We start from the raw sequence: 24,624 nt of genomic DNA on the forward strand, positions 1-24,624 counted from the left end.
AACATTGTTTTTTAGATAGTAAACTTTTAAGATAGCGAATATGTCACATTTGACATAAAATAAATGAATATCAATAAACAAAATCCACCAAACAATCAACCAGTTATCTGGTTTTCAGGTGAGATTAAAACCCCTCCTTTTTCCAGTGAGGCTCGTATTGAAGGGGTTATTTACTGCGATTACTCCAAAAGGGTGAATCCCCGTCATTACCTCAATCTCGTCCGATGCCTAGCATTGGTGCGAGATGCCATGAACTGAGAATTAATGATGAGGATAAGACTTGGCGAATTATTTATCGTATTGATGAAGATGCCATAGTTATTGTAGAGGTGTTTGCTAAGAAGACGAATAAAACTCCTGACGCAGTTATTAAACGATGTCAGAAAAGACTGAAGCATTACGACGCGATTTAGGAATAATAGAGGAAAAGTTAATGGACGCTGAAAAACAAAAACGGCTAGAGGCTGCTGGTTATAAAGTTGGAAATACCAGCGATTTTTTGGGCTTAACTGATGCTGAAACCGAATTGGTGGAAATTAAAACAAGACTGGCTTTATTTGCCAAAGAACAAAGAAAAATAAACAATCTCTCTCAAGAAACCCTAGCTAAGAAAATGGGTTCTTCACAATCGCGGGTGGCTAAAATAGAATCTGGAGATCCATCTGTATCATTAGATTTGATATTTCGTGCGCTTTTAAACACTGGAGTTACTCGTCAAGAATTAGCAAGCATAATCTTGAATTCTGATGATAATGAGACACAAAAACTAATGAGCAATTAATCGCAACAAAATTAAAGCTCAAGCATTTGAGATTATGAAATCATTCATCTCAGTTATTTTGGCTAAAATCTTGTAAGCTATGGAAAAAATCGCTACAGATGTTTTGGTGGTTGGTGGTGGTACAGGAGGAACGGTTGCAGCGATTCAAGCAGCCCGTTGTGGTGTTCAAACTGTTTTGGTTAGTGAGTTTGTTTGGTTGGGTGGAATGCTTACGGCTGCGGGAGTTGCAGCCCCTGATGGTAATGAATTAGCAGCGTGGCAAACGGGAATTTGGGGGGCATTTATAAGAGAGTTACAGCAAAAACAATCAGGAGGTTTGGATCATGCTTGGGTAAGTTTATTTACTTACGATCCTAGAGTTGGGGCAGCAATATTTGCTGATTGGGTGCAACAATTACCCAATTTAACTTGGATTCAGGGACAAACTCCCAAACAAATATTGAAACATCAAAATGCTGTTAAGGGCGTTAGATTTGAGGATTATTTAATTGAAGCAAAAATTACTATAGATGGAACAGAATTAGGGGATTTATTAGCATTAGGGGATCTTCCCCATCGTTGGGGTTGGGAATTACAAGCAGAATTTGATGAACCAAGCGCGCCTGTTGATTTTAATCAATTAACTAATAAATATCCTGTTCAATCTCCTACTTGGGTGTTTTTACTTCAAGACTATGGTGAAGATAATTTAGCCTCTGAAATTATTCCTAATTCTCAACCCACAAATACTTCTTTTCAAGGTGCTTGGGATAACTATGGTACAGAAGAGTTTCTCAACTACGGTAGATTACCCAATAATCTCTTTATGATCAACTGGCCCATTGGTGGCAATGATTATGGACGAGGATTAAATCGATTGATTGAATCTGAAACTGAAGCACAATTTTTACGAGAAGCTTATGATCACAGTTTAGATTTTGCCCATTACATTCAATCTCAATTAGGTAAACGCTACGGTTTAGCTAGTAGTATTTTTCCTGGAAATAATGCTTTTGCACTTCATCCTTACTATCGGGAAAGTAGAAGATTAAGAGGACAGATAACTATTACAGAACACGATATTTTATCAATTGAAAATAGTTCTGTCGCACCCTTACCAAAAACAACTACAGGAGAAATAAACGCGACTACCGAAGGTAGCAGCGAAGCGATCGCAATAGGTAACTATCCTAACGATCATCATTATCCAGGGGAAGAATTTACTTTACAACCTAAATCTATTCATTGGGGTGGAAGATGGACGGGTACACCTTTTACTATTCCTTATGGTGCGCTATTTTCAGAACAGGTAGAGGGTTTTTTAGTCTGTGAAAAAAATATTTCTGTTTCTCACATTGCTAATGGTAGTACCCGTTTACAACCAGTAGTAATGAATATTGGACAAGCTGCGGGAATGGCTGCTGCGCTGTGTGTTCAAACTAATTGTCAACCTTGGGAATTATCAATTAGAAGTCTTCAAGAGGCTTTAATTACGGATCGAGATGCCCCTGCTGCGGTTATTCCTTTATTTAATTTACCGCCAGAACATCCTGAATGGCTCAAGTGGCAAAGATATTATTTAGATCATCCAGAAGATTATCCTGGAGACGGAAATTGTTTTTGTCAAAACTTTTCTGTGGTTAAACCAAGAGGAAATTATTACCAAGGTATTTTTAGTTGTCAGGGCAATAATTATCAGATCAGTTTAATTGAACCGAATCAAATTTGGCAATTAATTACCATTTATCCTGATGTAGAGCAAAAATTACGAGAATATCCCACAGGAAAACTCATTTCTGTAGTAGGAAGAATTAATGCTTCAGGTAACTGGTTACTAATCGAAGCAATTTTGTAGCCCAATAATTAAAAAACTGATAACTGGTAATTGTTACTTGTTACTTTTTACTTAATCTTTGGTAACTGGTAACTGGTAACTGATCACTGATTACTATGGTGTAGTATCAAAGGGAAATTTTGATGGCGGTAGATTCATGGCAAGAACAAAAATTGGGTTGTTATTCGGCGGTTGTTCAGGAGAACATGAAGTTTCTATTAATTCGGCAAAAGCGATCGCATCAGCTTTGGCTCAAGGGGATAATCTTTATCATTACGAAGTGATACCTGTTTACATTGCTAAAAACGGAATTTGGTATGCTGGCGATATCGCTCACAATATCCTCAAGACTAAGCAGCCTTTAGAAGTAGAAACGAATCAAAGTAGATGGCAATTTCCACCTTTAGTTTCGGAAATAGAGGTATGGTTTCCGATTCTGCATGGCCCTAATGGTGAAGATGGCACAGTACAGGGTTTGTTACAACTGATGCAAGTTCCTTACGTTGGCAGTGGTGTATTGGGTTCGGCGATGGGAATAGATAAAATTGCCATGAAAACTGCTTTTGCTGAGGCGGGATTACCTCAAGTAAAATACATGGCAGTAACAAGACCGCAAATTTGGTCTAATCCCTGTGTTTTTCCGAAACTCTGCGATGAAATCGAAGCCACTCTAGATTATCCTTGCTTTGTCAAACCTGCTAACTTGGGTTCTTCGGTTGGCATTGCTAAAGTAAGAAATCGCCAAGAATTAGAAACTGCCCTCGATAATGCTGCTAGTTACGACCGACGTATTATTGTTGAAGCTGGTGTGGTTGCTAGAGAAGTAGAATGTGCCGTTTTGGGTAACGATGATCCTAAAGCTTCTGTAGTAGGAGAAATTAGTTTTAATAGTGATTTTTACGACTACGAAACCAAATATACCGAAGGATTAGCCCAATTACACATTCCTGCCCAGATTCCCGATGCGATCGCAGCGAAAATTCAAGCAATGTCTCTGCAAGCTTTTGCTGCGGTTGATGCTGCTGGTTTAGCAAGGGTAGATTTCTTCTATATCGAAGCAACTGGTGAAGTTTTAATTAACGAAATTAATACTCTACCTGGTTTTACTGCTACCAGTATGTATCCTCAGATGTGGGCAGCTACTAATGTTCCTTTTCCTGAATTGGTTAATCGTTTAATTCAATTTGCCATTGAACGTCATTAAGGTAGTTAAAACCTAACAATAGCGATCGCTTTAGCTTTTAATCTCTTCTAAACATTTCAAAAAAAGAGGCAAAATCTGAGTTAATCTGAAGTTTGTGACAAATTGTAAATTCTCAAGGAGGGTATGATGGAACGCACATTTCTCATGATCAAACCTGATGGGGTACAGCGTAATCTGGTTGGCGAGGTAGTTCGTCGTTTTGAAACGAAGGGCTTTACTTTAGTCGGCTTGAAATTAATGAAAGTCTCCCGTGAATTGGCTGAAAAACATTATGATGTCCACAAAGAAAGACCATTTTTTGGTAGTTTAGTAGATTTTATTACTTCTGCTCCTGTGGTAGCAATGGTTTGGGAAGGAGACGGGGTAGTCGCTGCTGCTAGAAAAATTATTGGTGCTACTAATCCTCTGACTGCTGAACCTGGTACAATTCGGGGTGATTATGGGGTTAGTATCGGTCGAAATTTAATTCATGGTTCCGATGCGATCGAAACTGCCCAAAGAGAGATTAGTTTGTGGTTTAGTGACGAGGAATTAGTTAGTTGGGAACCAACGATGAAGTCTTGGTTATATGAATAATAGCTAGTTCTTTTAATTCTGATTCAATACCTACCTGCTGATGCTGAGGTAGGTTTTTTTAGAAATGTGAGCGAAAATCCCCGTCTCCATTTATGGGACGGGATGGAGCGCGAACTAAACACTAACTGGTTTTCTGCTACAATAATTTATAGCAAATTTAATTTACTCTAATGCTCAAGGTAGTCAAAGTAAGATTATATCCAGATACTCAACAGAAACAGCAGCTAGCAAAAGCTTTTGGTTCTTGTCGTTGGGTGTGGAATTATTTTCTTAACTTGATGAACGAAACCTATCAAGATACAGGTAAAGGTCTTTCTGGTTATGATATCAAAAAGATGTTACCCACTCTTAAGAAGCAAGAAGAAGAGGACAAGCCGTCTGAACTTGGTTCAGACGCTTGATATGTCCGCACAGCTTGGCTGTCTGAGACTTACTCAATGTGCTTACAACAAGTATGTTTGAACTTGGGCATAGCTTTCAATAATTTCTTTGAAAGACGTGCTATGTATCCTAGATTCAAATCTAAACACGGCAAGCAGTCTTTACAATATCCAAGCAACGTCAAGCTTCAAGAAGAGTATCTAATAGTTCCGAAAATAGGTTCGATTGTAGCTAGAGTACATAGACCAATCGAAGGGAAAATTAAAACTGTCACAATCAGTAAAAATCCTTCTGGTCAGTATTATGCTTCTATTTTGTTTGAGGACGGGTTAGAAAAACCTGCTCAATCTTCTGAAGGTAAAGCGATAGGGTTAGACCTTGGTTTAACACATTTTTGCATTACCAGCGAAGGAAGTAAGTTTAATCATCCTGGTTGGTTGAAAAAGCATGAGTTAAATCTTAAACGAAAACAACAACAACTATCTAGAAAACAAAAGGGTTCTAATAACCGCAATAAAGCTAGAATTAAAGTCGCGCGCATTCATAATAAAATATCTCGTTGTAGAGAAGACTTTCACCACAAGCTATCACGCAGGATAGTTAACGAAAATCAAGTTATTGGAGTAGAAAGTCTGGCAGTTAGTAACATGGTAAGAAACCGCAGCTTAGCAAAAGCTATCAGCCAAGTAGGTTGGGGTCAATTTTGTACCATATTGAAGTATAAAGCCGAAAACGAGGGCAAAGTGTATATAGAGGTTGACCGTTTCTTTGCCTCTAGTAAAACTTGCAATAATTGTCTATTTCAAGTAAGCGAGCTGAGTCTTGAAATAAGGTTTTGGGACTGTCCTAGCTGTAATAATAAAAACATAGATAGAGATGTAAATGCAGCTAGAAACATCAGAGATGAAGCACTGCGGATATTAAAGACCTCGGGAAGCGGGGATCAAGCCTGTCGCCAAACAGTAAGACGTAGTAATAGAGGACGAAAGAAATCTACTACTGCGCTTGTTTCTGGGTAGGAAGCCCTTTTGCCTTTAGGCTCAGGGTACTTCACTAGCAGTAAACAGCAAAAACCTCGGCGCACTTACCGAGGTTAAGAGGAGAAATCCATTGTCGATGAGAAATTTTTTAAGAACTAGGCAGATAAGTCAACAATTTGACGACTAACTAACCGCTAGAGAAATCCAAACTACAGCAGTAAGCAATAAACCAGCAGCTATACCTTGAAGCGCATAATTACGTTTTTGTGCTGAAGAAGGTTTTTCTGCTAAATACATTTTTGGTTCTTTGGGAAAGTTATTAATAATTCCGTTTTCGTCAGTTGTTGAATACATAAGGTTTTTTGTTATTTACTTTCTTTTTATGTAAATAAATGTAACAGATATTTAACAGAATGTAAACAGTGCTTGACAAAAAAAATAATTATTTCTGTCGAAAGATAGAGACAAGTCGATAGTTAAGATAATTGTCTCAAAGATAACCCAGATCGGGGGGTAAATTAGACTCCCCAGCAGCAGCTACCGCCAAGCGATCGCATAATTCGTTTTCTGGTATTCCTGCATGACCTTTTACCCAGACAAAATCTACTTGGTGATATTGACATAAATCAAGTAATTGTTGCCAAAGATCGGGGTTTTTGGCTTTTTCTTTTTTATTTCTCATCCAGCCGTTAGCTTGCCATTTTTTAGCCCAACCTAGTTTCATCGCATCGACTAAATATTTAGAATCACTGTGAAGAGTAACAGCACATTTATGTTTGAGAGAAGTCAAAGCTGCGATCGCAGCCATCATTTCCATGCGATTGTTGGTAGTTAAACGATAGCCACCAGAAATTTCTTTACGATGTTGGTTATAAATTAGTATTGCGCCATAACCGCCTGCACCAGGATTTCCTGTACAAGCACCATCGGTGTAAATTATTACTTGCTTTAATTGTTCTGACACTATATCATCGGTCGATAATTTTGTAGCCAATCATGTTAGCAAAAAAAGTGCGTCAAAAAACTATTGGGGTTCAAATTGGGTTGTTGGGATTATCGATGTTGGTGGGATTTGCCTTACGTTTTACCAATCTTGATGCTAAACCGCCTTGGGCTGATGAATGGGCTACTTTAGTTTTTAGTTTGGGTAATAGTTTTCGTACTATTCCTTTAGATCGTTTGATTGACTTGAATACTTTGTTGTTACCTCTGCAACAACATGAAACGATTCAGCCACAGGCAGTTATTAATCATTTGATGGAAGAAAGTACCCATCCTCCTGTTTATTTTGTTTTGACTAATTTATGGTTAGGTTTGTTTTCAGATCAAACTGGTTTGGTTTCTCTCTGGTGGGCGCGGGCTTTAAGTGCTTTACTAGGAGTTGCTGCTATTCCTGCTATGTTTGGTTTGGGTTGGTTACTTAGTCGTTCGCTATTAGTTGCCCAACTTGCAGCAGCTTTAATGGCAGTTTCTCCTTATGGAATTTATTTGGCACAAGAAGCCCGTCACTATACTTTAGTCATCTTGTTGATTATTGCTTCGTTGGCTTGTTTAATTGTGGCGGTTAGAAATATAGAACAAAAAAAATCTCTTAATATTGCTACAGTTTTAACTTGGATTGTAATTAATAGCCTGGGTGTTGCTACCCATTACTTTTTTGGATTAGCTTTAGTATCAGAAATTGTGGTGTTGTTTACTCTTTGGATTCAAGAAGTTAAATTACATTGGCGAAAAAGACTAAATTCCAATACTACTACCAATCTTTCTCCCCCTCTCCCCCTCTCCCCCTCTCTCTTACCTCATTGGTGGCACAGAATAATAATTGCGATCGCAGGTACGATAGTTGGTTGTTCGGGATGGTTGTTTACTTGGCGCGATATTCCCGATCATGAATTAACTGCATGGATTGAACATGGTAATATTTGGGGCGGTGAATTTTTTGAACCAATTGGCAGGTTATTTGGTTGGTTGATAACAATGCTTTACTTACTACCAATTGAAAATACTCCTTTAGTAGTAACAATAATTTCCATTGTAATTGTATTAGGAGTTATTCTTTGGTTGATTGGGCAAATTATTCAATATTTACAATCTCGCCAGCAGTTAAAATTAAAAATTTTTGTTGCTCAAACCGTAGGCAATTTTTGGTTAACATCAATTATTTTAGTACTTATTTTTGCCTATTTTTGGGGTAAAGATTTAACCTTAGCAGCTAGATTCCAATTTTTTTATTTTCCAGCAACTATTTTATTAGTAGCTATTATTTTTACTTTATCTTGGTCACAAATACTAAGTAAAAAATTAAATATTTTATCTGGTAGAAACTTAGCAATTACAACAATAATAATCGGCTTTTTGGGAGGAATAACAGTTATTAATAACTATGGTTATCAAAAACCAGACCGTCCCGATCTCATTCCACCTGTAATGCTTGAAGCGCAACAAATTGCTTATCCCAATGTTCCTGTTTTAGTGGCTACCGTCCATAAAACTCATGAACAAACAGGAGAAATGATGGGTATTGCTTGGGAATGGCACAAACTAACTAAAAATAAATCTATTAAATCACCTCAGTTTTTATTATTACATAAAGACCAAGACGCTAATTTAGTTACACAAAAATTACATCAAATTGTTAATCAATTTTCTCGTCCTCTCAATATTTGGATCGTCAACTTTTCTGCTTCAGCAGGTCTAGAAAGTCAAGGCTGTTATATTGATGAAAAATTTAAACACAAACCGCCTGGATATAGTTATCGTCTTTATCACTGTTTACCTAAGCAAGATTCTTGAATGTCAACCCTTGGATTTAAAGCGATCGCATATAAACAGTGAGAGTCAATCTGGTTTAGCTTGATGTTCTAAATATTCATTGAGGCTGAGGATTGCATAAAAATTAAATTTATTACCTATATTTTATTAGGTAAAATACTAATTCGTCTTTTTAATCAAATTTTTAATCTTATTTTCTCAACCTTTCGACTTTTTACCCAAAAAGTTTAGGCTTGAAATTTCTTAAATTTTTTTTTCTGATTGATTAATTCAATATTGATAGTTCTGCGAACAAATCTATTAACTTAAACAATTTCGTCAACAATGAAAACATTATCTCTAAAATTTGCAGCAGTTTTATCTGTACTTTCTCTTTCTACTGTCAATTACTATCTTAAAGCCAGTGCTGAAGTTTACGATTTTGCAACCCTTAGAACGGCTAGAGTCTGCAATACCATTATGAATATGCAGAATGCTGACCCTCACAATCTTGATCTAATAATGGCACGTAAAGAATGTAACTTACGAAATTATTATGTTCAGGTTTGTGAATCTTCAGGTAAGAGCTTAAAGTTGTGCCAAAGAGATAACTATAATGACTCTAACGAGTATGGTCAACCCCCCAAGTTTACCACTGCACAACTAGAAGACATTATAGAAAAGAATCTGTAAGGGTGATTTTTACACACAAACAGCCATAATTATGAATTAAATATTTTTAAAGTCTTGGTAAAGTTAAATCAAAATATTTTAGTAAATATTTAACAAAAGTAGATGATCGCTTCATTGTAGAAGCATTCATAAAAGCATTTAGTATATTTATTCAGAAGAACAATTTTTAATCGTAATTTAATAATTAATTTTATTTTTGATTTATTAAAATTGACTTGATTTGCCAAACTAAAGTTATTAACTAGTAATTGAAAAAAAATTTGGTGGAACTAATCAGCTAAAATGAAGCCTATTATATTGTTGGTCTTAGAAATAAACAACATATTTAATGAAAAAGTCTTCAATTCATTTATTACTATTGCTAGGTTGGATCGCACTAGGAACAGCACTACGTTTTACTAATTTGGAATCAAAGCCTCCTTGGTCAGATGAATGGGCTACTTTAGTATTTAGTTTAGGTAATAGTTTTCGTACTGTACCTTTAGACCAAGTTATCGAGCTTGAGACTTTATTATCACCTTTACAATTAAATCCTGCTCAACAAACTCAAGATGTTATTCATCATTTACTAACAGAAAGTACTCATCCACCTTTTTATTTTGTAGTTAATCATTGGTGGTTAAAGTTATTTTCACCTGATGTTGGTCTAGTTTCAATTTGGTTAGGTAGAGCTTTAAGTTCTTGCTTAGGAATTGTAGCAATTCCTGTAATGTTTGGTTGTAGTTGGTTATTATTTCGTTCTTTAATAATTTGCCAACTAGCAGCAGCATTAATGGCTATTTCTCCCTACGGAGTTTATTTATCACAAGAAGCACGTCACTATACTTTAGTTATTATCTGGGTTATTTTTTCTTTAACTTTTTTAACCATAGCAGTTCGCCATTTAGGTCAACAGAAATCTATTTCTCTATCCCTAGTTTTGTCTTGGATTGTAGTTAATGGATTAGGAGTTGCAACTCATTATTTTTTTTGCTTAACTTTAGTTACAGAAATTGTAGTTTTATTCGGTTTTTGGTGGCGAGACTTTAGGAAAAATCCTAAAAATATTCTCAACAATTATTGGTCAAAAATTTATTTAGCGATTATAGGAACAATTATTAGTTGTTCGGTTTGGATTCATACTTGGCGTAGTATTCCAGATAATCAACTAACTAGCTGGGTTTTCAATGAAAATCCTTTAGCCCAATTTTTTGAACCAATTTTAAGATTATTAGTCTGGCTCATCACTATGGTATTTCTTTTACCGATAGAAGGTGTTGCAGATTGGGTAAGTATTGCTTCTGGAGCTATAATTTTAGCTTTGTTAATTTGGTTAGTTCCTACTTGGATTAGAAATTTCAAACAGAATCAAAAATTACAATCAATTAATTTATCAACTAGAGTATTATGGCGATTTGTTTTAAGTGCGATCGCTTTAATTTTAGTTATTACTTTTGTTTTCAAAGCAGATTTAACTTTGTCTGCTCGCTTTCAGTTTTTTTATTATCCTGTTATTTTACTTTTATTCAGTGTAATTCTGAGTATTTATTGGCAACAACCTAATCAAAAAAATTATTGGTTTAAACCACAAGGAAAAAAAGTAATTGGCATAACTATTTTGATGGGAATTCTTGGCTCTCTTACTATTACAAATAACTATGCCTTTCAAAAAGTCGAACGTCCTGATTTAGTTGTTCCTGTAATGATTGAAGCTTATCAACAAGTAGCTCCTCAAACACCCGTTATCATTGCTACTCTACATCAAACTCACGGACAAACAGGAGAAATGATGAGTATTGCTTGGCAATTTCAAGAACTAATCAAACAAAATCGATTGGACTTTCAACCCCAGTTTTTATTAATTCATCAACCAGAAAAAGATTTAACCATAGCCAGTTCAATTTTACAACAAGCGATCTCGGCTACGCCGAGCCGCGGAGCGACCGCGGCCATTCCTCGTCCTTTTCAACTTTGGCTAGTTAATGTTTCTGAGCTAAACAACTTAGAACAATTTCAATGTAATGCCGAAACCAATTTCAAACGTAAAACCACAGGATATCGTTATCAGCTATACAATTGTAGGGAGTAACAGTGATCAGTTATCAGTAGGGGCAAGGCAGTGCGAAAGCCCGTACACCAGTTATTAGTTGCTTTTCATTTTCTTTGTTAATTATGTTGTTCTACTTTATGTATAACCTCGATACAAATTGGAAATCTTTTCAAGAATTACATAATTAAAGCCACCTTTACCATTACAATAAGCTACTGCACTGGCAAGTTACCAATCTGGCTAACAAAACCTCCACTTTCTCAAGGTAGAGCCTGGGTAAGAGGATTGAATATCGTTAGTGTTTGCCTATAAATTAAGTTAACTAAGATTTTTAAGTTACACCAAGCGCAAAACCAAGACGAATTACAGACACAAGGAAACAAAAAGATTTCATGACTATGGCAAAGGTTCTTGTATCCGATCCCATCGACCAAGTTGGAATAGACATCCTCTCTCAGGTTGCTCAAGTAGATGTCAAAACTGGTTTACCAGTAGAAGAATTGGTCAAAATCATCGGCGAATATGACGCTTTAATGCTTCGTTCTGGAACAAAAGTTACCCAAGAAGTAATTGAAGCCGGTACTCATTTAAAAATTATTGGACGGGCAGGAGTAGGAGTAGACAATATTGATGTTCCTGCTGCTACTCGTCAAGGTATTGTTGTTGTCAACTCTCCAGAGGGTAATACTATTGCTGCTGCTGAACACGCTCTAGCAATGATGTTATCTTTATCCCGTCAAATTCCTGATGCTAACCAATCTGTGAAGGCTGGGAAATGGGAACGTAAGCGTTTTGTGGGGGCAGAAGTCTACAAAAAAACTTTAGGTGTAGTTGGCTTAGGAAAAATTGGGGCGCACGTAGCTACCGTTGCTAGAGCAATGGGCATGAAAATTTTAGCTTATGACCCCTTTATTTCTACTGAAAGAGCAGAACAGCTTGGTTGTCGTTTAGTCGACTTAGATTTATTGTTCCGAGAAGCAGATTATATTACTCTTCACGTTCCTAAAACTCCAGAGACTGCTAATTTAATCAATTCTGAAACGTTGGCTAAAATGAAGCCTACAGTTCGGATTGTTAATTGCGCTCGTGGTGGCATCATTGATGAAGCAGCGATCGCAGAAGCTGTCAAAGCAGGAAAAATTGCTGGTGCAGCTTTAGACGTATTTGCTAATGAGCCTTTAGGAGAATCTCCTTTAACCGAGTTGGGTACTAATGTCGTACTTACTCCTCATTTAGGAGCATCTACGGCTGAAGCTCAAGTTAATGTTGCGATTGATGTGGCTGAACAAATTCGGGATGTTTTATTAGGGTTACCTGCTCGCTCGGCGGTTAATATTCCTGGACTCAACCCCGATGTGATGGAAAAACTCCGACCCTATCTACAGTTAGCAGAAACTTTGGGTAATATGGTTGGACAACTTGCAGGAGGTAGAATCGAACAATTAAATATCTCTCTCCAAGGCGAACTAGCAACCAAAGATAGTCAACCTCTCATTGTAGGCGCACTTAAAGGTCTTTTATCTCAAGCTCTAAGAGAAAGAGTTAATTACGTCAATGCTAGTATCGAAGCCAAAGAAAGAGGAATCAGAGTTATTGAAACTAGAGACAGTTCTGTAAAAGACTATTCTGGTGGTTCAATTCATTTAGAAGCTCAAGGTTCTAATGGTAAACATTCTGTAACAGGAGCGTTACTCGGAGACGGAGAAATTCGCATTACTGATTTAGATGAATTTCCTATTAATGTTCCTCCTAGTGGATATATGCTATTTACTTTGCACCAAGATATGCCTGGCATTATTGGAAAAATTGGGTCATTATTAGGTAGTTACAATGTCAACATTGCCAGTATGCAAGTTGGTCGAAAGATTGTGCGTGGTGATGCCGTAATGGTTTTAAGCCTCGACGATCCTTTACCAGAAGGAATTTTGGGAGAAGTTATTAAAATAGCTGGCATCACCGATGCTTACACAGTCAAGCTTTCATAGTTGACAGTAAGCAAAAATTCAGGGGTTAATCAACCCCTCAGCCTCCCAAATTGTTCAGTTACACTATTGCAAAAATAATCGATGTCTAATCGCTGGTGGGAAATAAACGTACTCTGTGAGCCAGTTTTAGAAGAATCTGTCTTCTGGCGACTCGAAAATTTTGGCTGTTCGGGAACAGCTACCCAAGTAAAAGAAGACCTTTACTTAATTAGAGCTTATATTCCCGAAATTTCAGCCCAATTAATGGATTTAGCTGCTTTATCTTTATGGTTAAAGCAAGATGCTACTTTAATTGAATCTTCTCTTCCCCAGATCAATTGGAATTTGATTGATGAGGAAGATTGGGCAAGCAGTTGGAAAGAACATTGGCATCCGGCCGAAATTGGCGATCGCATTTTAATCTATCCTGCTTGGTTAGAACTTCCTTCAGAAACTGATCGACTTGTTCTCCGTCTAGATCCAGGGGCAGCTTTTGGTACAGGTACGCATCCCACCACCCAACTGTGTTTAGAATCTTTGGAAATGCGTTTGTCTCAAGGAGCGGAAAATTTAACCATTGCTGATATTGGTTGTGGTTCGGGAATTCTTTCGATTGGGGCAGTTTTGTTGGGAGCAAAACAAGTTTATGCCGTTGACACTGATGCTTTAGCAATTAAAACTTGTCGCAGTAATTGTCAACTCAACAATATTGATCGACAACGTTTACTCGTTCATCACGGTAGTATTGAAAAACTTTTAGAATTAAACCAAACCTTTGATGGGATTGTCTGCAATATTTTAGCAGATACCATCGTAGAACTTTTTCCTCAGTTTGATGCTTTGACCACTAAAAGCAGTTGGGCGATTTTAAGTGGTATTTTAGTCGAACAGGCAGACCGAATTGCCGATGCAGTAGAAGGACAAGGTTGGACTATTGCCGCTTTATGGAAGCGACAAGAGTGGTGTTGTTTTAACGTACGTCGTTCGGAATATTAATCTCTCAGTGTCAGGATTTCTACTCCATCTTCCGTAACTGCGATCGTATGTTCAAACTGGGCAGACAATTTACCATCTTTAGTAATAGCTGTCCAACCATCATCCAGAACTACTGCTTCCCAAGTCCCTTCATTAATCATTGGTTCAATAGTAAATACCATTCCTGGTTTGAGTTTTTTTCCTTTTCCTCTAGTACCGTAGTGAGGAATTTGCGGAGCAGTATGAAAAATATGGCTAATGCCATGTCCAACAAAATCTCTAACTACAGAAAAACCATTAGCTTCGGCGTATTCTTGAATAGCTGCTCCAATATCACCAATTCTCGCCCCTGGTTTAACTGCTTCAATTCCTAATTTCAAACATTTTTCTGTTACTTCTACGAGTCTTTGCGCTTCAGGAGAGGGAGTACCAACCAAAAAAGTTCTGGAACTATCACCATGATAACCATCGAGAATCGGAGTCACATCGATATTGATAATGTCTCCTTCTTGAAGAATTTGTTTGGCATTGGGAATACCGTGACAAATCACTTCATTAATACTGGTACAAATAGATTTGGGAAATCCATGATAACCTAGAGGTGCGCTTTTAGCTCCATGAGCTTGTGTCCATTTTTCGGCTTCATCATTAATTTCTAAGGTGCTTACTCCTGGTTTAACCATTGACGCAAGATGATCTAGAAGTTCGGCAGCTAAACGCCCTGCTTGACGCATTTTCTCAATTTCTCTTTGAGAGAGTAGTGTAATTCTTTCGTTTCCCATAGATTGTTATGTCTGATTGATTGCAATCATTTAAAGTTTTTAGGTGTTAGTACTTGATGAGTTTAACAGTTTTCTCTTAGTTTCTATTTAGTAAATTTTTGGCTTAATTTGTCAAATAATATTTTAATCTTCTTAAATAAGTTTTTTTCTTGATTGTTATATTTTTGAGGAATACGTATTTTTTAGATAGAAGTCAAAGAAAAAATGATTACTTTAATGTCTTTATTTTATGCCGAGATGTAGAGCAGAGTGTTTGTTTGGATGAGTTTGCCGACTTCGTAGTACAAATAGAGTTGAATATCTAGAGCCATGTCTCAATCTATTATGGCATTGAAAATGTTAAGGATTTGGTGCAAAAAATAATAAACTTACAGCAGCTAAACATATTCCCACAATTACTGCACCAATTATGCCAGTTAATGACCAGTTCTGTGTTTTTTGAGGCAATTTAACCTGATTGATTTGAGATTCTAAATTAGCTGTTCTGATTTCTAGTTCTTCTACTTTTATTTTAATAACTTCTAAATCAATTTTTAATTTAATTATTTCTTCTAAAATTTTATCGAGTTTTGTGTCTATTTTTTTGAGTATTTTTTGATTTTCTTTTTTGGTCATTATAGCTAGAGTAATTAATTCAGGAAAATTATACTCTATATCAAATTAATTCTTTTTAAGATTTATAATCTGGTATTTGCCTGATATTTGACATTGAGAATTAGAATCGCCCAAATCACCATCAATAACTAAATAAGCTTGGTCATTCACAATAGCTAATCCCTCAGCAAAAGAAGGAAGAGATTGAATTGTTTTGGGTTCGATCATGGCATTAGCCTGTAGTGATTTAACAGGAAATTGCCACAAGAAAAAATTATCTAAATCATCTTCTGGACCTCCAGCAATTCCCCAAATAAAATTATTTTTGAAAGTTAAGTCTCTAATACCTCTGCCTTGTAAATCTAAGAGAGCTACTGAATCAAATTGAAATTGATTTAAATTAGTTAAATGTAAAAGAATTGTCCAGTTTTTTCCTTGATAATTAACTAAAGGCGATCGCAATCCTAACCAGACATTATTCGTGTTAGGAACAGTTACTGCTCCTTCAAAATTAAAACTATTAATTTGTTGACATTGTTCAAAGTTTCCTTCTGCTAAATCAGCAGCTTGTTCAGCACGATCAATTGCCTGACTCACAGCTTGAATTATTTGATTTTGATTAATTGTTGCTTCAGTAAATAATTGATGAGAATTAATTGGAAAATTGGCTTCAACTTGTTTTATCCGTTTGAGACGATCTCCAACAATTTCAGCTACGACAAAACGTTTCCTTGATTTTTTAACAGAACATTTAGTATTACGACTATGAGAACCAAACAAAATTAATTGATGATTATCTAAAAACGCGATCGCTTCTAAATCTTTGATTTTAAAATGATCAAAAGCTAAAATTTGTTGCGATTCAGAATTAAATTTTTCTGCGTTGATTGGATAAACAAATACAGAATCATCTATCTCATTATCTCCTACAAGCAAACAATTACCATCTTGATTAGGACAATTAATTTCTATCAAGGCCGAAGGTTCACAGAGAGGATAAGTTCCTAATTCTTCTGCTAAAGTTGGATTAAAAAAATTACTACTAAGTCCAAAAATTAAACTGAAACAAAATAAAATTAGACTACCAAGGATTTTTTTCACAATAATTAAGCTGTAGTGTTGAGCTATTTCAATCCTTTTTTATTAAACCAGAACTAAAACCGAACAAGGTAAATAATAAGTTACATAATTACTTACACCACTCAAACCTATTTTATGTAATGAAGAATAACTGTCAGAACCAATCATAATTAAATCAGCTTGCCAGATTTGAGCTAACGTACAAATAATCTGACAAGGACTACCCATCACTTGACTAAATTCAGTTTTTATTCCTGCAATTGTAGCTTTTCGAGTCAGCGATCGCAAAAAATCTAATCCTTCCTGACGATAAATTTGCTGTTTTTTGAGAAATAATTCAAAGTTAAAATCCTCTTCTGACTGACATCTGGCAACAGATAATAACCATTGATAATTGTTTTGTTGAGCAGAAATAACCTGAAGCAACATCAAATGAGCTTGCCTAACTTTAGCTACACATAAAGCTTGCTCAAATAACTTCTTTCCTTGGCAAGAACAATCTATAGCTACCAAAATTTTCCTAAACATTATTCAGAAGTAGATTGAGGAGGTAAAAGCTCTGTATCCCTAACAATTAATACCGAGCAAGGAGCATGATGAGTCACATAATTGCTGACGCTACCCAAAACCATTTCTTTGATTCCAGTTAAACCTCTATTTCCAACAATAATTAAATCTGCATTCCATGTGTAAGCTATCTGGCAGATAGAACGTTCTGGACTTCCAGACATTTGAGTAAATTCGGTAGCAATTCCTGCCTCAGTAGCTTGTTGAGCTAGATTATTCAGTATTTCTATACCTTGTTTTTTATACTCTTCCCATTGTTGTTGATAAATTCTGACAGTTTGATCGTCCCACATCGGATAGTAAGAGTAAGCAGGAAGTTGAGGATAATCTTCTTCGCGGTCTGATAAAACTTGTACTAACATTAAATTTGCACCTGTAGCAGTAGCAAAAGACAGTGCAACTTCAAATACTTTCTTGCTAATCAAAGAGCGATCGATTCCTACTAAAATTTTATTAAACATAAATAGTTCTCCTACTTATAATTTAATGTGATAGTTAGGTAGAAAATTAGTTTTTGTTGGTTGATGTCGATTAATCAAAAAGAATTAAGATCTTTATTTTATAAATTAATAGTTTGAGGAACTTGTGAAGAGTAGTTTTTCATAAAATTCAAGTTCATTATGGTAAAGGTGGAATAAAAGAATTAGTTGAACCATTAACTACATTGGCGACTAAAGCTGCGTCTAAAGCAGAAATAACTCCATCTCCATTGATATCGGCAACTAACAAAGGGTCTACTCCCGAATATGCCGATAGAGAACTATCTAATCCTGCTGCTAAACGAGAAATTGCGACTACATCTGCCGAACTATACTTGCGGTCGCGATTAGCATCACCTAAATAAGCAACTAGATGAGTAGTCTTATCACCAATAACATTAAAACTTCCGCCATTAAGTTGCATTGATTCTATCTTGATCTCGCCAGTTGCACCATAAGTAGCTGTACTAGGAACTTTAGCATTAAGATAAGCTAGATTAGCTACTCCTTGAGCTAAAGCATCTCCTGTTAAATGTACTTTCAATTGACCAGTAATATCTTTGCTCACTGAAACTTTCCAGTCGCCAGTAGGTAAATTACTATCTAAACTCAATCCAGTGATATCAAGTAATTGAGGATTATAAGAAATTGTAAAATCAACTTTAGTAACTCCTTCCCCATTGTTAAGCTGGATCAGAATTTTTTCTGCAACACCAGAACTATTTACATTTTGACCAGGGCCACGAGTAAAATCGGCTATAGTCAAAGAACGTTGATCTTGACCAAAGACGACATAGCTTTCACCAGCATCACGGATTGAATTAGGGTTAGCTTGAGGTGCGCCGACAATTAAATCGTCAATGCCATCACCATTGACATCCCCTGCACTACTAACAGAATTACCAGCTAAATCTCCTGCATTAATACCTTTGAGAATAAAACCTTGACTAGCTTTTAAATTAGCAAGATTGATCCTGGAAGGAAAAGCATTGCTACTGCCAAATAAAACATAGCTTTCTCCTTGAGCAGCATCCGCATTTCTAGAACCGATAATTACATCATTGATCCCATCACCATTGACATCGCCTGCACTACTTACAGAAGTATTAGATAAATTATCAACTTTTAATCCGTTGATGACGAACCCATTTTTACCATTGAGAGTCGATAAATCAAAATTTGATTTAAATTCTGTTTTACTACCAAACAGAAGATATACTTCACCAGTATTAGTTTGTCCATTAGGATCAGCTTGCGGTGCAGCAATAATTAAATCGTCAATGCCATCGCCGTTAAAATCTCCTGCGTGACTAACCGCACTACCAGAACTATCTCCGCTATTAATACCTTTAATCACAAAGCCATTGCTACCATTAAGATTAGCTAGATTTAAAGTTGCGCCAAATCCTTCCTTTTTACCAAAAACAACGTAAGTTTCGCCAGAATTACTGCGACCATGAGCATCAGCGCGGTTTGCACCAATAATCAAGTCCTTAATGCCATCACCATTAAAATCTCCTGCTCCACTTACAGAAATACCGGAGTAATCATCTTGATTAATACCAGCGATCGCAAAACCATTACTACCATTGAGACTAGAAAGATTAAAATTCGCTCCCAATCCTGTCTTTTTACCAAAAACAACGTAACTTCTTCCTGTATTACTAATGCCGTTTGTATCGGCGAAATTAGCACCAATCACTAAATCATCAATGCCATCACCATTAAGATCACCAGCATTACTAACCGCACTACCAGAAAAATCTCCCGAACTAACGCCATTGATCACAAAACCATTAGTACCATTGAGAGTTGATAAATTGAAGCTACTGCTGTAACCAATAGTGTTACCAAAAACTACGTAAGTTTTTCCTGTATTACTAATGCCATTAGCATCTGCGCCATTAGCTCCGATAATTAAATCACTTAAACCATCATTATTGACATCTGCTGACGCGATCGCACTACCAATTTTATCCCCTGCATTAATTCCATTAATGACAAAACCATTTGTACCATTGAGATTAGCTAAAGAAAAACCAGAAAAGCTAGTATTTTTACCGAAGATCACGTAAACTTTTCCAGCATTTTGTTTGCTATTGGGATCGGCATCTTTAGCACCAATAATCAAATCCGATAAACCATCACCATTTAAATCTACTGCGCTACTGACTACATCTGCAAAACGACTATCTTGTTCTAAACCTTTAAGAATAAAGCCATTAATACCATTTAAGCTGGATAAATTGATAATCGAACTAGCCATAGATTTTTATTTACAAATTAATTTAATTAGTTTTTCAGTAATAACATTTATTATTAGTATTTATTACTAAGTAAATTAACGTAAAAATCTTATCTAGGCAGTGATTAAAATCATTTACTTTTCAATGATTTTGCAGTAAAGATAGTAGCCCTTAATTTTGCTCGCACTTAGTTTTTTTGGTTAAAACATCATATTTGTAGTAAGAACAATTCAGGAATTGTCCCTACTTTGGTTGGTTTTTTGTTAATTAAAGTACCTGATGAGTATATTTATGCTGTTTAACATTGTCTTCAGCACGCACGACATTAACTGCATTAAGTACTCTTTTTCGATCTAAAGAAAAGTTTAAATCTTGTTTAATTGTTCCTAAAGGAATATGTTGTTGCGCTTGGGGACGACTTTTGTAAGTACGCGTGGCAGCTATCAATCTTTCGGCAAAGTTTACACAAAATTGAGCTTCTTTGGGAAATTCAGCAGGTATTTGAAAAGTATCTTCAGCCACAATTTCATTTAGAGTTTTAGCGCAAGCTAGTTGATAGGAAGTAGGAATTCCTTGAATAATTGCTTCTAAGGCAGCAGAAGGAATTGGTTCAATGATTTTGACTTCTTGTATTTCTCCTTCTTCTCTAACAAAGCAAGTGGCTAAACCCAAAACACAGTAATCTTCTTTGGCTAAATCCGATGCTTCAGTCCATAAAGTCGCAGTTTTCATAAGTACACCAAAAATGTATCAATTAACTAAGAAATTTTGTCCCTGTTTGAGGAATGTAACTTTAAATATTACTCATGAGCGCAATTGAATAAAGAATTGTTATAAAAACATATATTTTGCATAAAACAAAAGTCAAAAACCTGAGTAGTATTCAAAACATAATCCTAAAGCGAGATTTCTGATTGGTAAGAATTCTCATAAAATCAACCCTAGTTAGTTTTGAATAAATTTCGGGAACTCTACATTATGTATAAGTTCCAAAATAATCGCAAAACAAAGTATCCAAAGTAAATTTAACTAAATCTTTCTTTAGAAAGAAAACAGACCGTGAGACAGTTGAATCAGTGACACACTTGAGTGAGTCAAAACTTTAGACCGAATAGTAAGCTAAGTTTTAAGAAAGGTTTAATTAAAGCCATGAAGACTAACTTTTATGATAAGGACGAATGTAAACTAACTTGGGGTGAATCAGCTTGGTTTTCCTCCTCTGGCTCGGTGGAACAAGTTTTTAATTCCTCTACATCTTTCTCTGCGCCTAATTCGCCAAAATCAGAATATCAATTGCGTGCATCAGTAGAAGAAAAAGTTGCTCAAGGTCATTATGCAGTGGCGATCGCAATTATCAATCAATTAATAGCTCTTCGTCCTAATAGTGCTATTGACTACAATAACCGAGGGCTAATGCATTTTCGCAACAATCAAATCGCAGAAGCCATAGCCGATCTCAGTCAAGCTTTAAAACTCGATCCCAAACTAGATAGAGCCTATAATAATCGGGCAAATTGCTATGCTGCTCAAGGTAATTTGGCAGAAGCGATCGCTGATTATCGAAAAAAATTGGGTTTAAGACCTCGTGCTTCAGCACGGCTTTACAGAATTTGTGATAATATGTAAGCATGACCGAACGTGCTTTCAAATACCGATTTTACCCAACTGCCGAGCAAGAAAATCTCCTGCGACGGACAATGGGTTGTGTTCGTTTGGTCTATAACAAAGCTCTGGCTGCAAGAACCGAAGCTTGGTATAGCAAACAAGAAAGGGTTGACTATAAGCAAACCTCTGGCTTGCTGACTAACTGGAAGAAAACCGAAGACTTGCAGTTTCTTAATGAAGTTAGCAGTGTACCTTTGCAGCAATGTTTGAGACATTTGCAAAAAGCTTTTTCTAACTTTTGGAGTAAAAGAGCTAATTACCCTCGGTTCAAGAAAAAACGTAACGGTGGTTCGGCAGAGTTTACCAAAGCAGCTTTTCGCTACAAGGAAGGTAAGCTTTGGTTAGCTAAATGCGAAGAACCATTGAATATAGTTTGGTCGAGGTATATTCCTCAAGGATGTGAACCTTCGACTGTTACTGTTAAACTCGAACCCTCTGGTAGATGGTTCGTATCTTTGTTGGTTGATGACTATACCGTAGAGGTACTTCCACCAACAGACAAAAAGATTGGGTTGGATGCTGGAGTTACCAGTCTTGTCAGTACCAGCGATGGTGAGAAGATAGTTAACCCAAAACATTTTAATCGGCTGTATAAAAAGCTCAAAGCAGCGCAAAAGGAACTGAGTCGGAAAACCAAAGGCTCTAGAAACCGAGAAAAAGCGCGACTTAAAGTAGCTCGAATACACGCCAAAATAAAAGATGCTCGTACTGATTTTCTGCACAAATTGACTACTCGCTTGGTTCAGTCTAATAGCCTGATAGCTATTGAAGACTTGGCAGTTAGAAACATGGTCAAAAACCGTAAGCTGGCTCGTTCGATTAGCGATGCAGCTTGGGGTGAGATGCGAGCGCAACTGGAATATAAGTGCGAGTGGTACGGACGAAAACTGGTCAAGATTGACCGCTTTTTTCCAAGCAGCAAACGATGTCAATGCGGTTTCGTAATTGAAAAATTGCCTTTGAATGTTCGCAGTTGGGACTGCCCTAGCTGTATGACAATAGGCATTGACAGGGACATCAACGCTGCAAAAAACATACTCGCTGCGGGACTCGCAGTGATCGTCTGTGGAGCGGACATAAGACCTGATAACCATAGTGTTAAAGGAGCGAGTGCGGTCTTGGGGGTTTCCCCCACTCGCCTTTCGCGTGGGCAGTTGCGGAAAACTCGAAAGAGAAAGAAACAGAAACCCAAATAGTGATGTTTGGGAATCACCGCACTTCTAGGGCGGTGAGGATGTCAAGATGTTGCTTTGGATTTAAATCCTGCCAATGTTCGTGCTTGGATCAATCAAGGTGTAACTTTCCGAGAAATGGGTTTATACGATTTAGCCGTAGAAAATTTTGATATTGCTGGGATCATTGGCAACAGTTTACACGAAAGGATTTATGCCGAACGGGGTAGAGCTTATCACCTAAGAGGAGATTGGAATTGTGCGGTAGCAGATTATCAAAATGCTTTAGAGTTGTTAGCTTTACAGCCTAATTTAATTAACTATCAACAAAAAGTACAAAGTTGGCTCGATGAGCTACTTGATCCGTCCAAAAACTTTCTTGATTAAGTAACACATTAATTTTTTTGTGGTTGTTTGGGATCAAGCCAAAAGATTCTGCTTTGATTAGGAGCTAGTTGAGAACTGTATTGCTCCATTAAGCTTCGGGTTTGTTCTGGAGCAAAATTATAATTGAGTTGTTTTCTTAAAGTTGCGACTCTAGCTTCTGTTTCTTCAACTTCAGCACGTAATTCTTTTAATTTAGTTTGTTGAGCAAAATTATAGGGTAACAATTTTCCCAAAGAAGCGATCGCAATCAGAGCTAGAACGCAATTAAAAATCAGCTTGATTCCAGTTTCAATTGTTAATTCTGTGTAAAATTTTTGTCGAGCAGCCGATTTAGGTTGTGGAGAAATCATAGTTAAGCGTGAACAAAACAGGAGTTGGGTCTTTAGACTAGCAATTTTTTTTAACGATCACCAGAGCTTAAATCCACAACTCCCTAGAAAACTCCTGTTGTCCTAAGAAAAAATTACAATTATCGCTACAAATTAAGATTTATAAAGTTCAGTAGAAAGTCGGAGAGCTAGGATTCCGGGAATTAGAGCGATAACTAAAGCAATTAAAACTTGAGTATCTGATAAAGGCATATTGAATTTAACTCCTTACAATCAAAAGATTTATCAACTACTTTGCGTCAAAACTGCCCCCTTACGAAACATCTTGTAACAAGATGCAACATAAATCGCTAGTTCTCAAGTAAACCACAAGTAAAGACTAAGAAGGGTTTAAAATCTTTCTATACCTTAAAATCCTGTGATTTAACTCATATTCCTATTTAGAGAAAAGCTGTTAATGCTAGAACAATTGATCGATTCTTTAGTATCTTCTGGAGCTAAAATTCCTCTAGTACTGTTAATTTTAGTCGCGTTAGAAGCCGTGTTATCAGCCGACAATGCGATCGCCTTGGCTGCCATTGCTCAAAGTTTGGAAAAAGGCGAACAACAACAAAAAGCTCTCAATATTGGCTTATTATTGGCTTATGTTTTAAGAATATCTTTGATTTTGACAGCAACTTGGGTGGTCAAGTTTTGGCAGTTTGAATTATTAGGAGCAGTTTATTTACTATGGTTAGTGTTTAATTATTTTACAACTCCTGAAACTCAAAACGAGCAACATCATCATTTAAGTTTTTCTTCTCTTTGGCAAATTATTCCGCTCATTGCCGTAACAGATTTAGCTTTTTCTCTCGATAGTGTTACTACCGCCATTGCTGTAGCTGAAGATACCTGGTTGATTGTGGTTGGCGGTACTATTGGTGTGATTACTTTAAGATTTTTAGCTGGGTTATTTATTCGTTGGCTAGAAGAATATACTTATTTAGAAGATGCAGGCTTTATTACTGTTGGTTTTGTGGGTTTGCGTTTATTGTTAAAAGTTATTGCACCTGAATTAGTACCGCCAGAATGGGTGATGCTCGCACTGATCTTTGTTTTGTTTGTGTGGGGTTTTTCTAAACGTAATCCCTTAGAAACTTCTGAAGATCAGCAAGAAATTAATTCTTAAATTTTTTG

Annotated in this window: 24 protein-coding genes and 2 pseudogenes; 15 read left to right on the forward strand and 11 right to left on the reverse strand. The window is 36.5% G+C overall.

Translation table 11 applies throughout. From position 1 onward, the window contains the following. Nucleotides 1–63 precede the first annotated feature (63 nt). The 6 genes and pseudogenes from STA7437_RS27715 to STA7437_RS16945 all read left to right on the forward strand — a co-directional run bounded on the left by STA7437_RS27715 (nucleotide 64) and on the right by STA7437_RS16945 (nucleotide 5,774). Nucleotides 64–413: pseudogene (locus STA7437_RS27715) on the forward strand (type II toxin-antitoxin system RelE/ParE family toxin). Further along, complete coding sequence (locus tag STA7437_RS16925; protein ID WP_015194610.1) at nucleotides 377–781, forward strand: helix-turn-helix domain-containing protein; 405 nt, start codon at nucleotides 377–379, stop codon at nucleotides 779–781. Before STA7437_RS27715 ends, STA7437_RS16925 begins: the two are co-directional and overlap by 37 nt. Before the next feature lie 79 nt (nucleotides 782–860). After that, nucleotides 861–2,615 (forward strand): FAD-dependent oxidoreductase, encoded by a 1,755-nt coding sequence (locus STA7437_RS16930; RefSeq protein ID WP_015194611.1) that lies wholly within the window; start codon nucleotides 861–863, stop codon nucleotides 2,613–2,615. A 136-nt stretch (nucleotides 2,616–2,751) separates the two neighbouring features. After that, nucleotides 2,752–3,798: a D-alanine--D-alanine ligase family protein gene (locus STA7437_RS16935; protein WP_015194612.1), complete on the forward strand. Its 1,047-nt coding sequence runs from the start codon at nucleotides 2,752–2,754 to the stop codon at nucleotides 3,796–3,798. A gap of 126 nt (nucleotides 3,799–3,924) precedes the next feature. Continuing rightward, nucleotides 3,925–4,374, forward strand: coding sequence for a nucleoside-diphosphate kinase (ndk, locus tag STA7437_RS16940; protein ID WP_015194613.1), 450 nt, complete (start codon nucleotides 3,925–3,927; stop codon nucleotides 4,372–4,374). 170 nt (nucleotides 4,375–4,544) lie between these two features. Further along, nucleotides 4,545–5,774 (forward strand): annotated as a pseudogene (locus STA7437_RS16945) (RNA-guided endonuclease InsQ/TnpB family protein). A gap of 144 nt (nucleotides 5,775–5,918) precedes the next feature. Here the strand turns inward: STA7437_RS16945 and psb34 are convergent. Further along, nucleotides 5,919–6,089 (reverse strand): photosystem II assembly protein Psb34, encoded by a 171-nt coding sequence (psb34, locus tag STA7437_RS26245; RefSeq protein WP_015194614.1) that lies wholly within the window; start codon nucleotides 6,087–6,089, stop codon nucleotides 5,919–5,921. A gap of 136 nt (nucleotides 6,090–6,225) precedes the next feature. Further along, nucleotides 6,226–6,699 carry a ribonuclease HI gene (gene rnhA, locus STA7437_RS16955; protein ID WP_015194615.1) on the reverse strand — a complete coding sequence of 158 codons (474 nt, stop codon included), beginning with the start codon at nucleotides 6,697–6,699 and terminating at the stop codon, nucleotides 6,226–6,228. Nucleotides 6,700–6,731: 32 nt separating this feature from the next. Here rnhA and STA7437_RS16960 point away from each other — a divergent pair, with 32 nt between their 5' ends. The 5 genes from STA7437_RS16960 to prmA all read left to right on the forward strand — a co-directional run bounded on the left by STA7437_RS16960 (nucleotide 6,732) and on the right by prmA (nucleotide 14,168). Continuing rightward, on the forward strand, nucleotides 6,732–8,528 hold the full coding sequence (locus tag STA7437_RS16960) for a glycosyltransferase family 39 protein (RefSeq protein WP_015194616.1): 1,797 nt from the start codon (nucleotides 6,732–6,734) through the stop codon (nucleotides 8,526–8,528). 303 nt (nucleotides 8,529–8,831) lie between these two features. Further along, nucleotides 8,832–9,179, forward strand: coding sequence for a hypothetical protein (locus STA7437_RS16965; RefSeq protein ID WP_015194617.1), 348 nt, complete (start codon nucleotides 8,832–8,834; stop codon nucleotides 9,177–9,179). A gap of 328 nt (nucleotides 9,180–9,507) precedes the next feature. Next, a complete protein-coding gene (locus tag STA7437_RS16970) occupies nucleotides 9,508–11,247 on the forward strand; it encodes a glycosyltransferase family 39 protein (protein ID WP_015194618.1) in 1,740 nt (579 codons plus the stop codon). A 359-nt stretch (nucleotides 11,248–11,606) separates the two neighbouring features. After that, complete coding sequence (serA, locus tag STA7437_RS16975) at nucleotides 11,607–13,193, forward strand: phosphoglycerate dehydrogenase (protein WP_041619508.1); 1,587 nt, start codon at nucleotides 11,607–11,609, stop codon at nucleotides 13,191–13,193. A gap of 81 nt (nucleotides 13,194–13,274) precedes the next feature. Further along, nucleotides 13,275–14,168: a 50S ribosomal protein L11 methyltransferase gene (prmA, locus tag STA7437_RS16980; protein ID WP_015194620.1), complete on the forward strand. Its 894-nt coding sequence runs from the start codon at nucleotides 13,275–13,277 to the stop codon at nucleotides 14,166–14,168. Here prmA and map read toward each other — a convergent pair. The 7 genes from map to STA7437_RS17015 all read right to left on the reverse strand — a co-directional run bounded on the left by map (nucleotide 14,165) and on the right by STA7437_RS17015 (nucleotide 20,627). Next, entirely contained in the window at nucleotides 14,165–14,929 is a 765-nt protein-coding gene (map, locus tag STA7437_RS16985) for a type I methionyl aminopeptidase (protein ID WP_015194621.1), read from the reverse strand. The two genes, prmA and map, sit on opposite strands and share 4 nt — an antisense overlap. Nucleotides 14,930–15,268: 339 nt before the next feature. Then, nucleotides 15,269–15,544, reverse strand: coding sequence for a hypothetical protein (locus STA7437_RS16990; protein WP_015194622.1), 276 nt, complete (start codon nucleotides 15,542–15,544; stop codon nucleotides 15,269–15,271). Nucleotides 15,545–15,589: 45 nt separating this feature from the next. Next, on the reverse strand, nucleotides 15,590–16,624 hold the full coding sequence (locus STA7437_RS16995; protein WP_015194623.1) for a DUF3616 domain-containing protein: 1,035 nt from the start codon (nucleotides 16,622–16,624) through the stop codon (nucleotides 15,590–15,592). Nucleotides 16,625–16,666: 42 nt separating this feature from the next. Further along, complete coding sequence (locus tag STA7437_RS17000) at nucleotides 16,667–17,131, reverse strand: universal stress protein (protein WP_015194624.1); 465 nt, start codon at nucleotides 17,129–17,131, stop codon at nucleotides 16,667–16,669. Continuing rightward, nucleotides 17,131–17,631 carry a universal stress protein gene (locus tag STA7437_RS17005; protein WP_015194625.1) on the reverse strand — a complete coding sequence of 167 codons (501 nt, stop codon included), beginning with the start codon at nucleotides 17,629–17,631 and terminating at the stop codon, nucleotides 17,131–17,133. Before STA7437_RS17005 ends, STA7437_RS17000 begins: the two co-directional genes overlap by 1 nt. A 157-nt stretch (nucleotides 17,632–17,788) precedes the next feature. Beyond that, complete coding sequence (locus tag STA7437_RS17010; RefSeq protein ID WP_015194626.1) at nucleotides 17,789–19,915, reverse strand: dockerin type I domain-containing protein; 2,127 nt, start codon at nucleotides 19,913–19,915, stop codon at nucleotides 17,789–17,791. Between the two features lie 247 nt (nucleotides 19,916–20,162). Further along, the gene (locus tag STA7437_RS17015; protein WP_015194627.1) at nucleotides 20,163–20,627 is read right to left on the reverse strand and encodes a hypothetical protein; all 465 of its coding nucleotides are present in this window, start codon (nucleotides 20,625–20,627) and stop codon (nucleotides 20,163–20,165) included. Between the two features lie 417 nt (nucleotides 20,628–21,044). Here STA7437_RS17015 and STA7437_RS25000 point away from each other — a divergent pair, with 417 nt between their 5' ends. From STA7437_RS25000 to STA7437_RS17030, 3 genes are read left to right on the forward strand one after another with little or no spacing between them, the layout of a single operon-like run. Continuing rightward, nucleotides 21,045–21,521, forward strand: coding sequence for a tetratricopeptide repeat protein (locus tag STA7437_RS25000; RefSeq protein ID WP_015194628.1), 477 nt, complete (start codon nucleotides 21,045–21,047; stop codon nucleotides 21,519–21,521). A 2-nt stretch (nucleotides 21,522–21,523) separates the two neighbouring features. Further along, complete coding sequence (locus tag STA7437_RS17025) at nucleotides 21,524–22,756, forward strand: RNA-guided endonuclease InsQ/TnpB family protein (RefSeq protein ID WP_015194629.1); 1,233 nt, start codon at nucleotides 21,524–21,526, stop codon at nucleotides 22,754–22,756. Between the two features lie 54 nt (nucleotides 22,757–22,810). Next, entirely contained in the window at nucleotides 22,811–23,119 is a 309-nt protein-coding gene (locus STA7437_RS17030) for a tetratricopeptide repeat protein (RefSeq protein WP_015194630.1), read from the forward strand. Between the two features lie 8 nt (nucleotides 23,120–23,127). On the opposite strand, the gene STA7437_RS17035 is transcribed toward STA7437_RS17030, so the two are convergent. Together STA7437_RS17035 and psaM are read right to left on the reverse strand one after the other, a co-directional pair. Next, on the reverse strand, nucleotides 23,128–23,469 hold the full coding sequence (locus tag STA7437_RS17035; RefSeq protein ID WP_015194631.1) for a slr1601 family putative cell division protein: 342 nt from the start codon (nucleotides 23,467–23,469) through the stop codon (nucleotides 23,128–23,130). Between the two features lie 132 nt (nucleotides 23,470–23,601). Further along, complete coding sequence (psaM, locus tag STA7437_RS17040; RefSeq protein ID WP_015194632.1) at nucleotides 23,602–23,700, reverse strand: photosystem I reaction center subunit XII; 99 nt, start codon at nucleotides 23,698–23,700, stop codon at nucleotides 23,602–23,604. Nucleotides 23,701–23,905: 205 nt separating this feature from the next. On the opposite strand from psaM, the gene STA7437_RS17045 reads away from it, so the two are divergent. Beyond that, entirely contained in the window at nucleotides 23,906–24,616 is a 711-nt protein-coding gene (locus STA7437_RS17045; protein WP_015194633.1) for a TerC family protein, read from the forward strand. Nucleotides 24,617–24,624: the final 8 nt, after the last annotated feature.

Origin of the sequence: Stanieria cyanosphaera PCC 7437, from assembly GCF_000317575.1 — a bacterium.
Lineage (GTDB): Bacteria > Cyanobacteriota > Cyanobacteriia > Cyanobacteriales > Xenococcaceae > Stanieria > Stanieria cyanosphaera.

Excerpts from the sequence above, each read along its gene's own strand:
- STA7437_RS16925 (WP_015194610.1), top strand. The coding sequence starts at position 377 with ATGTCAGAAAAGACTGAAGCATTACGACGCGATTTAGGAATAATAGAG.
- STA7437_RS16930 (WP_015194611.1), top strand. The coding sequence starts at position 861 with ATGGAAAAAATCGCTACAGATGTTTTGGTGGTTGGTGGTGGTACAGGA.
- STA7437_RS16935 (WP_015194612.1), top strand. The coding sequence starts at position 2,752 with ATGGCAAGAACAAAAATTGGGTTGTTATTCGGCGGTTGTTCAGGAGAA.
- ndk (WP_015194613.1), top strand. The coding sequence starts at position 3,925 with ATGGAACGCACATTTCTCATGATCAAACCTGATGGGGTACAGCGTAAT.
- psb34 (WP_015194614.1), bottom strand. The coding sequence starts at position 6,089 with ATGTATTCAACAACTGACGAAAACGGAATTATTAATAACTTTCCCAAA.
- STA7437_RS16960 (WP_015194616.1), top strand. The coding sequence starts at position 6,732 with ATGTTAGCAAAAAAAGTGCGTCAAAAAACTATTGGGGTTCAAATTGGG.
- STA7437_RS16965 (WP_015194617.1), top strand. The coding sequence starts at position 8,832 with ATGAAAACATTATCTCTAAAATTTGCAGCAGTTTTATCTGTACTTTCT.
- STA7437_RS16970 (WP_015194618.1), top strand. The coding sequence starts at position 9,508 with ATGAAAAAGTCTTCAATTCATTTATTACTATTGCTAGGTTGGATCGCA.
- serA (WP_041619508.1), top strand. The coding sequence starts at position 11,607 with ATGGCAAAGGTTCTTGTATCCGATCCCATCGACCAAGTTGGAATAGAC.
- prmA (WP_015194620.1), top strand. The coding sequence starts at position 13,275 with ATGTCTAATCGCTGGTGGGAAATAAACGTACTCTGTGAGCCAGTTTTA.
- map (WP_015194621.1), bottom strand. The coding sequence starts at position 14,929 with ATGGGAAACGAAAGAATTACACTACTCTCTCAAAGAGAAATTGAGAAA.
- STA7437_RS16990 (WP_015194622.1), bottom strand. The coding sequence starts at position 15,544 with ATGACCAAAAAAGAAAATCAAAAAATACTCAAAAAAATAGACACAAAA.
- STA7437_RS17000 (WP_015194624.1), bottom strand. The coding sequence starts at position 17,131 with ATGTTTAGGAAAATTTTGGTAGCTATAGATTGTTCTTGCCAAGGAAAG.
- STA7437_RS17005 (WP_015194625.1), bottom strand. The coding sequence starts at position 17,631 with ATGTTTAATAAAATTTTAGTAGGAATCGATCGCTCTTTGATTAGCAAG.
- STA7437_RS17010 (WP_015194626.1), bottom strand. The coding sequence starts at position 19,915 with ATGGCTAGTTCGATTATCAATTTATCCAGCTTAAATGGTATTAATGGC.
- STA7437_RS17015 (WP_015194627.1), bottom strand. The coding sequence starts at position 20,627 with ATGAAAACTGCGACTTTATGGACTGAAGCATCGGATTTAGCCAAAGAA.
- STA7437_RS25000 (WP_015194628.1), top strand. The coding sequence starts at position 21,045 with ATGAAGACTAACTTTTATGATAAGGACGAATGTAAACTAACTTGGGGT.
- STA7437_RS17025 (WP_015194629.1), top strand. The coding sequence starts at position 21,524 with ATGACCGAACGTGCTTTCAAATACCGATTTTACCCAACTGCCGAGCAA.
- STA7437_RS17035 (WP_015194631.1), bottom strand. The coding sequence starts at position 23,469 with ATGATTTCTCCACAACCTAAATCGGCTGCTCGACAAAAATTTTACACA.
- psaM (WP_015194632.1), bottom strand. The coding sequence starts at position 23,700 with ATGCCTTTATCAGATACTCAAGTTTTAATTGCTTTAGTTATCGCTCTA.
- STA7437_RS17045 (WP_015194633.1), top strand. The coding sequence starts at position 23,906 with ATGCTAGAACAATTGATCGATTCTTTAGTATCTTCTGGAGCTAAAATT.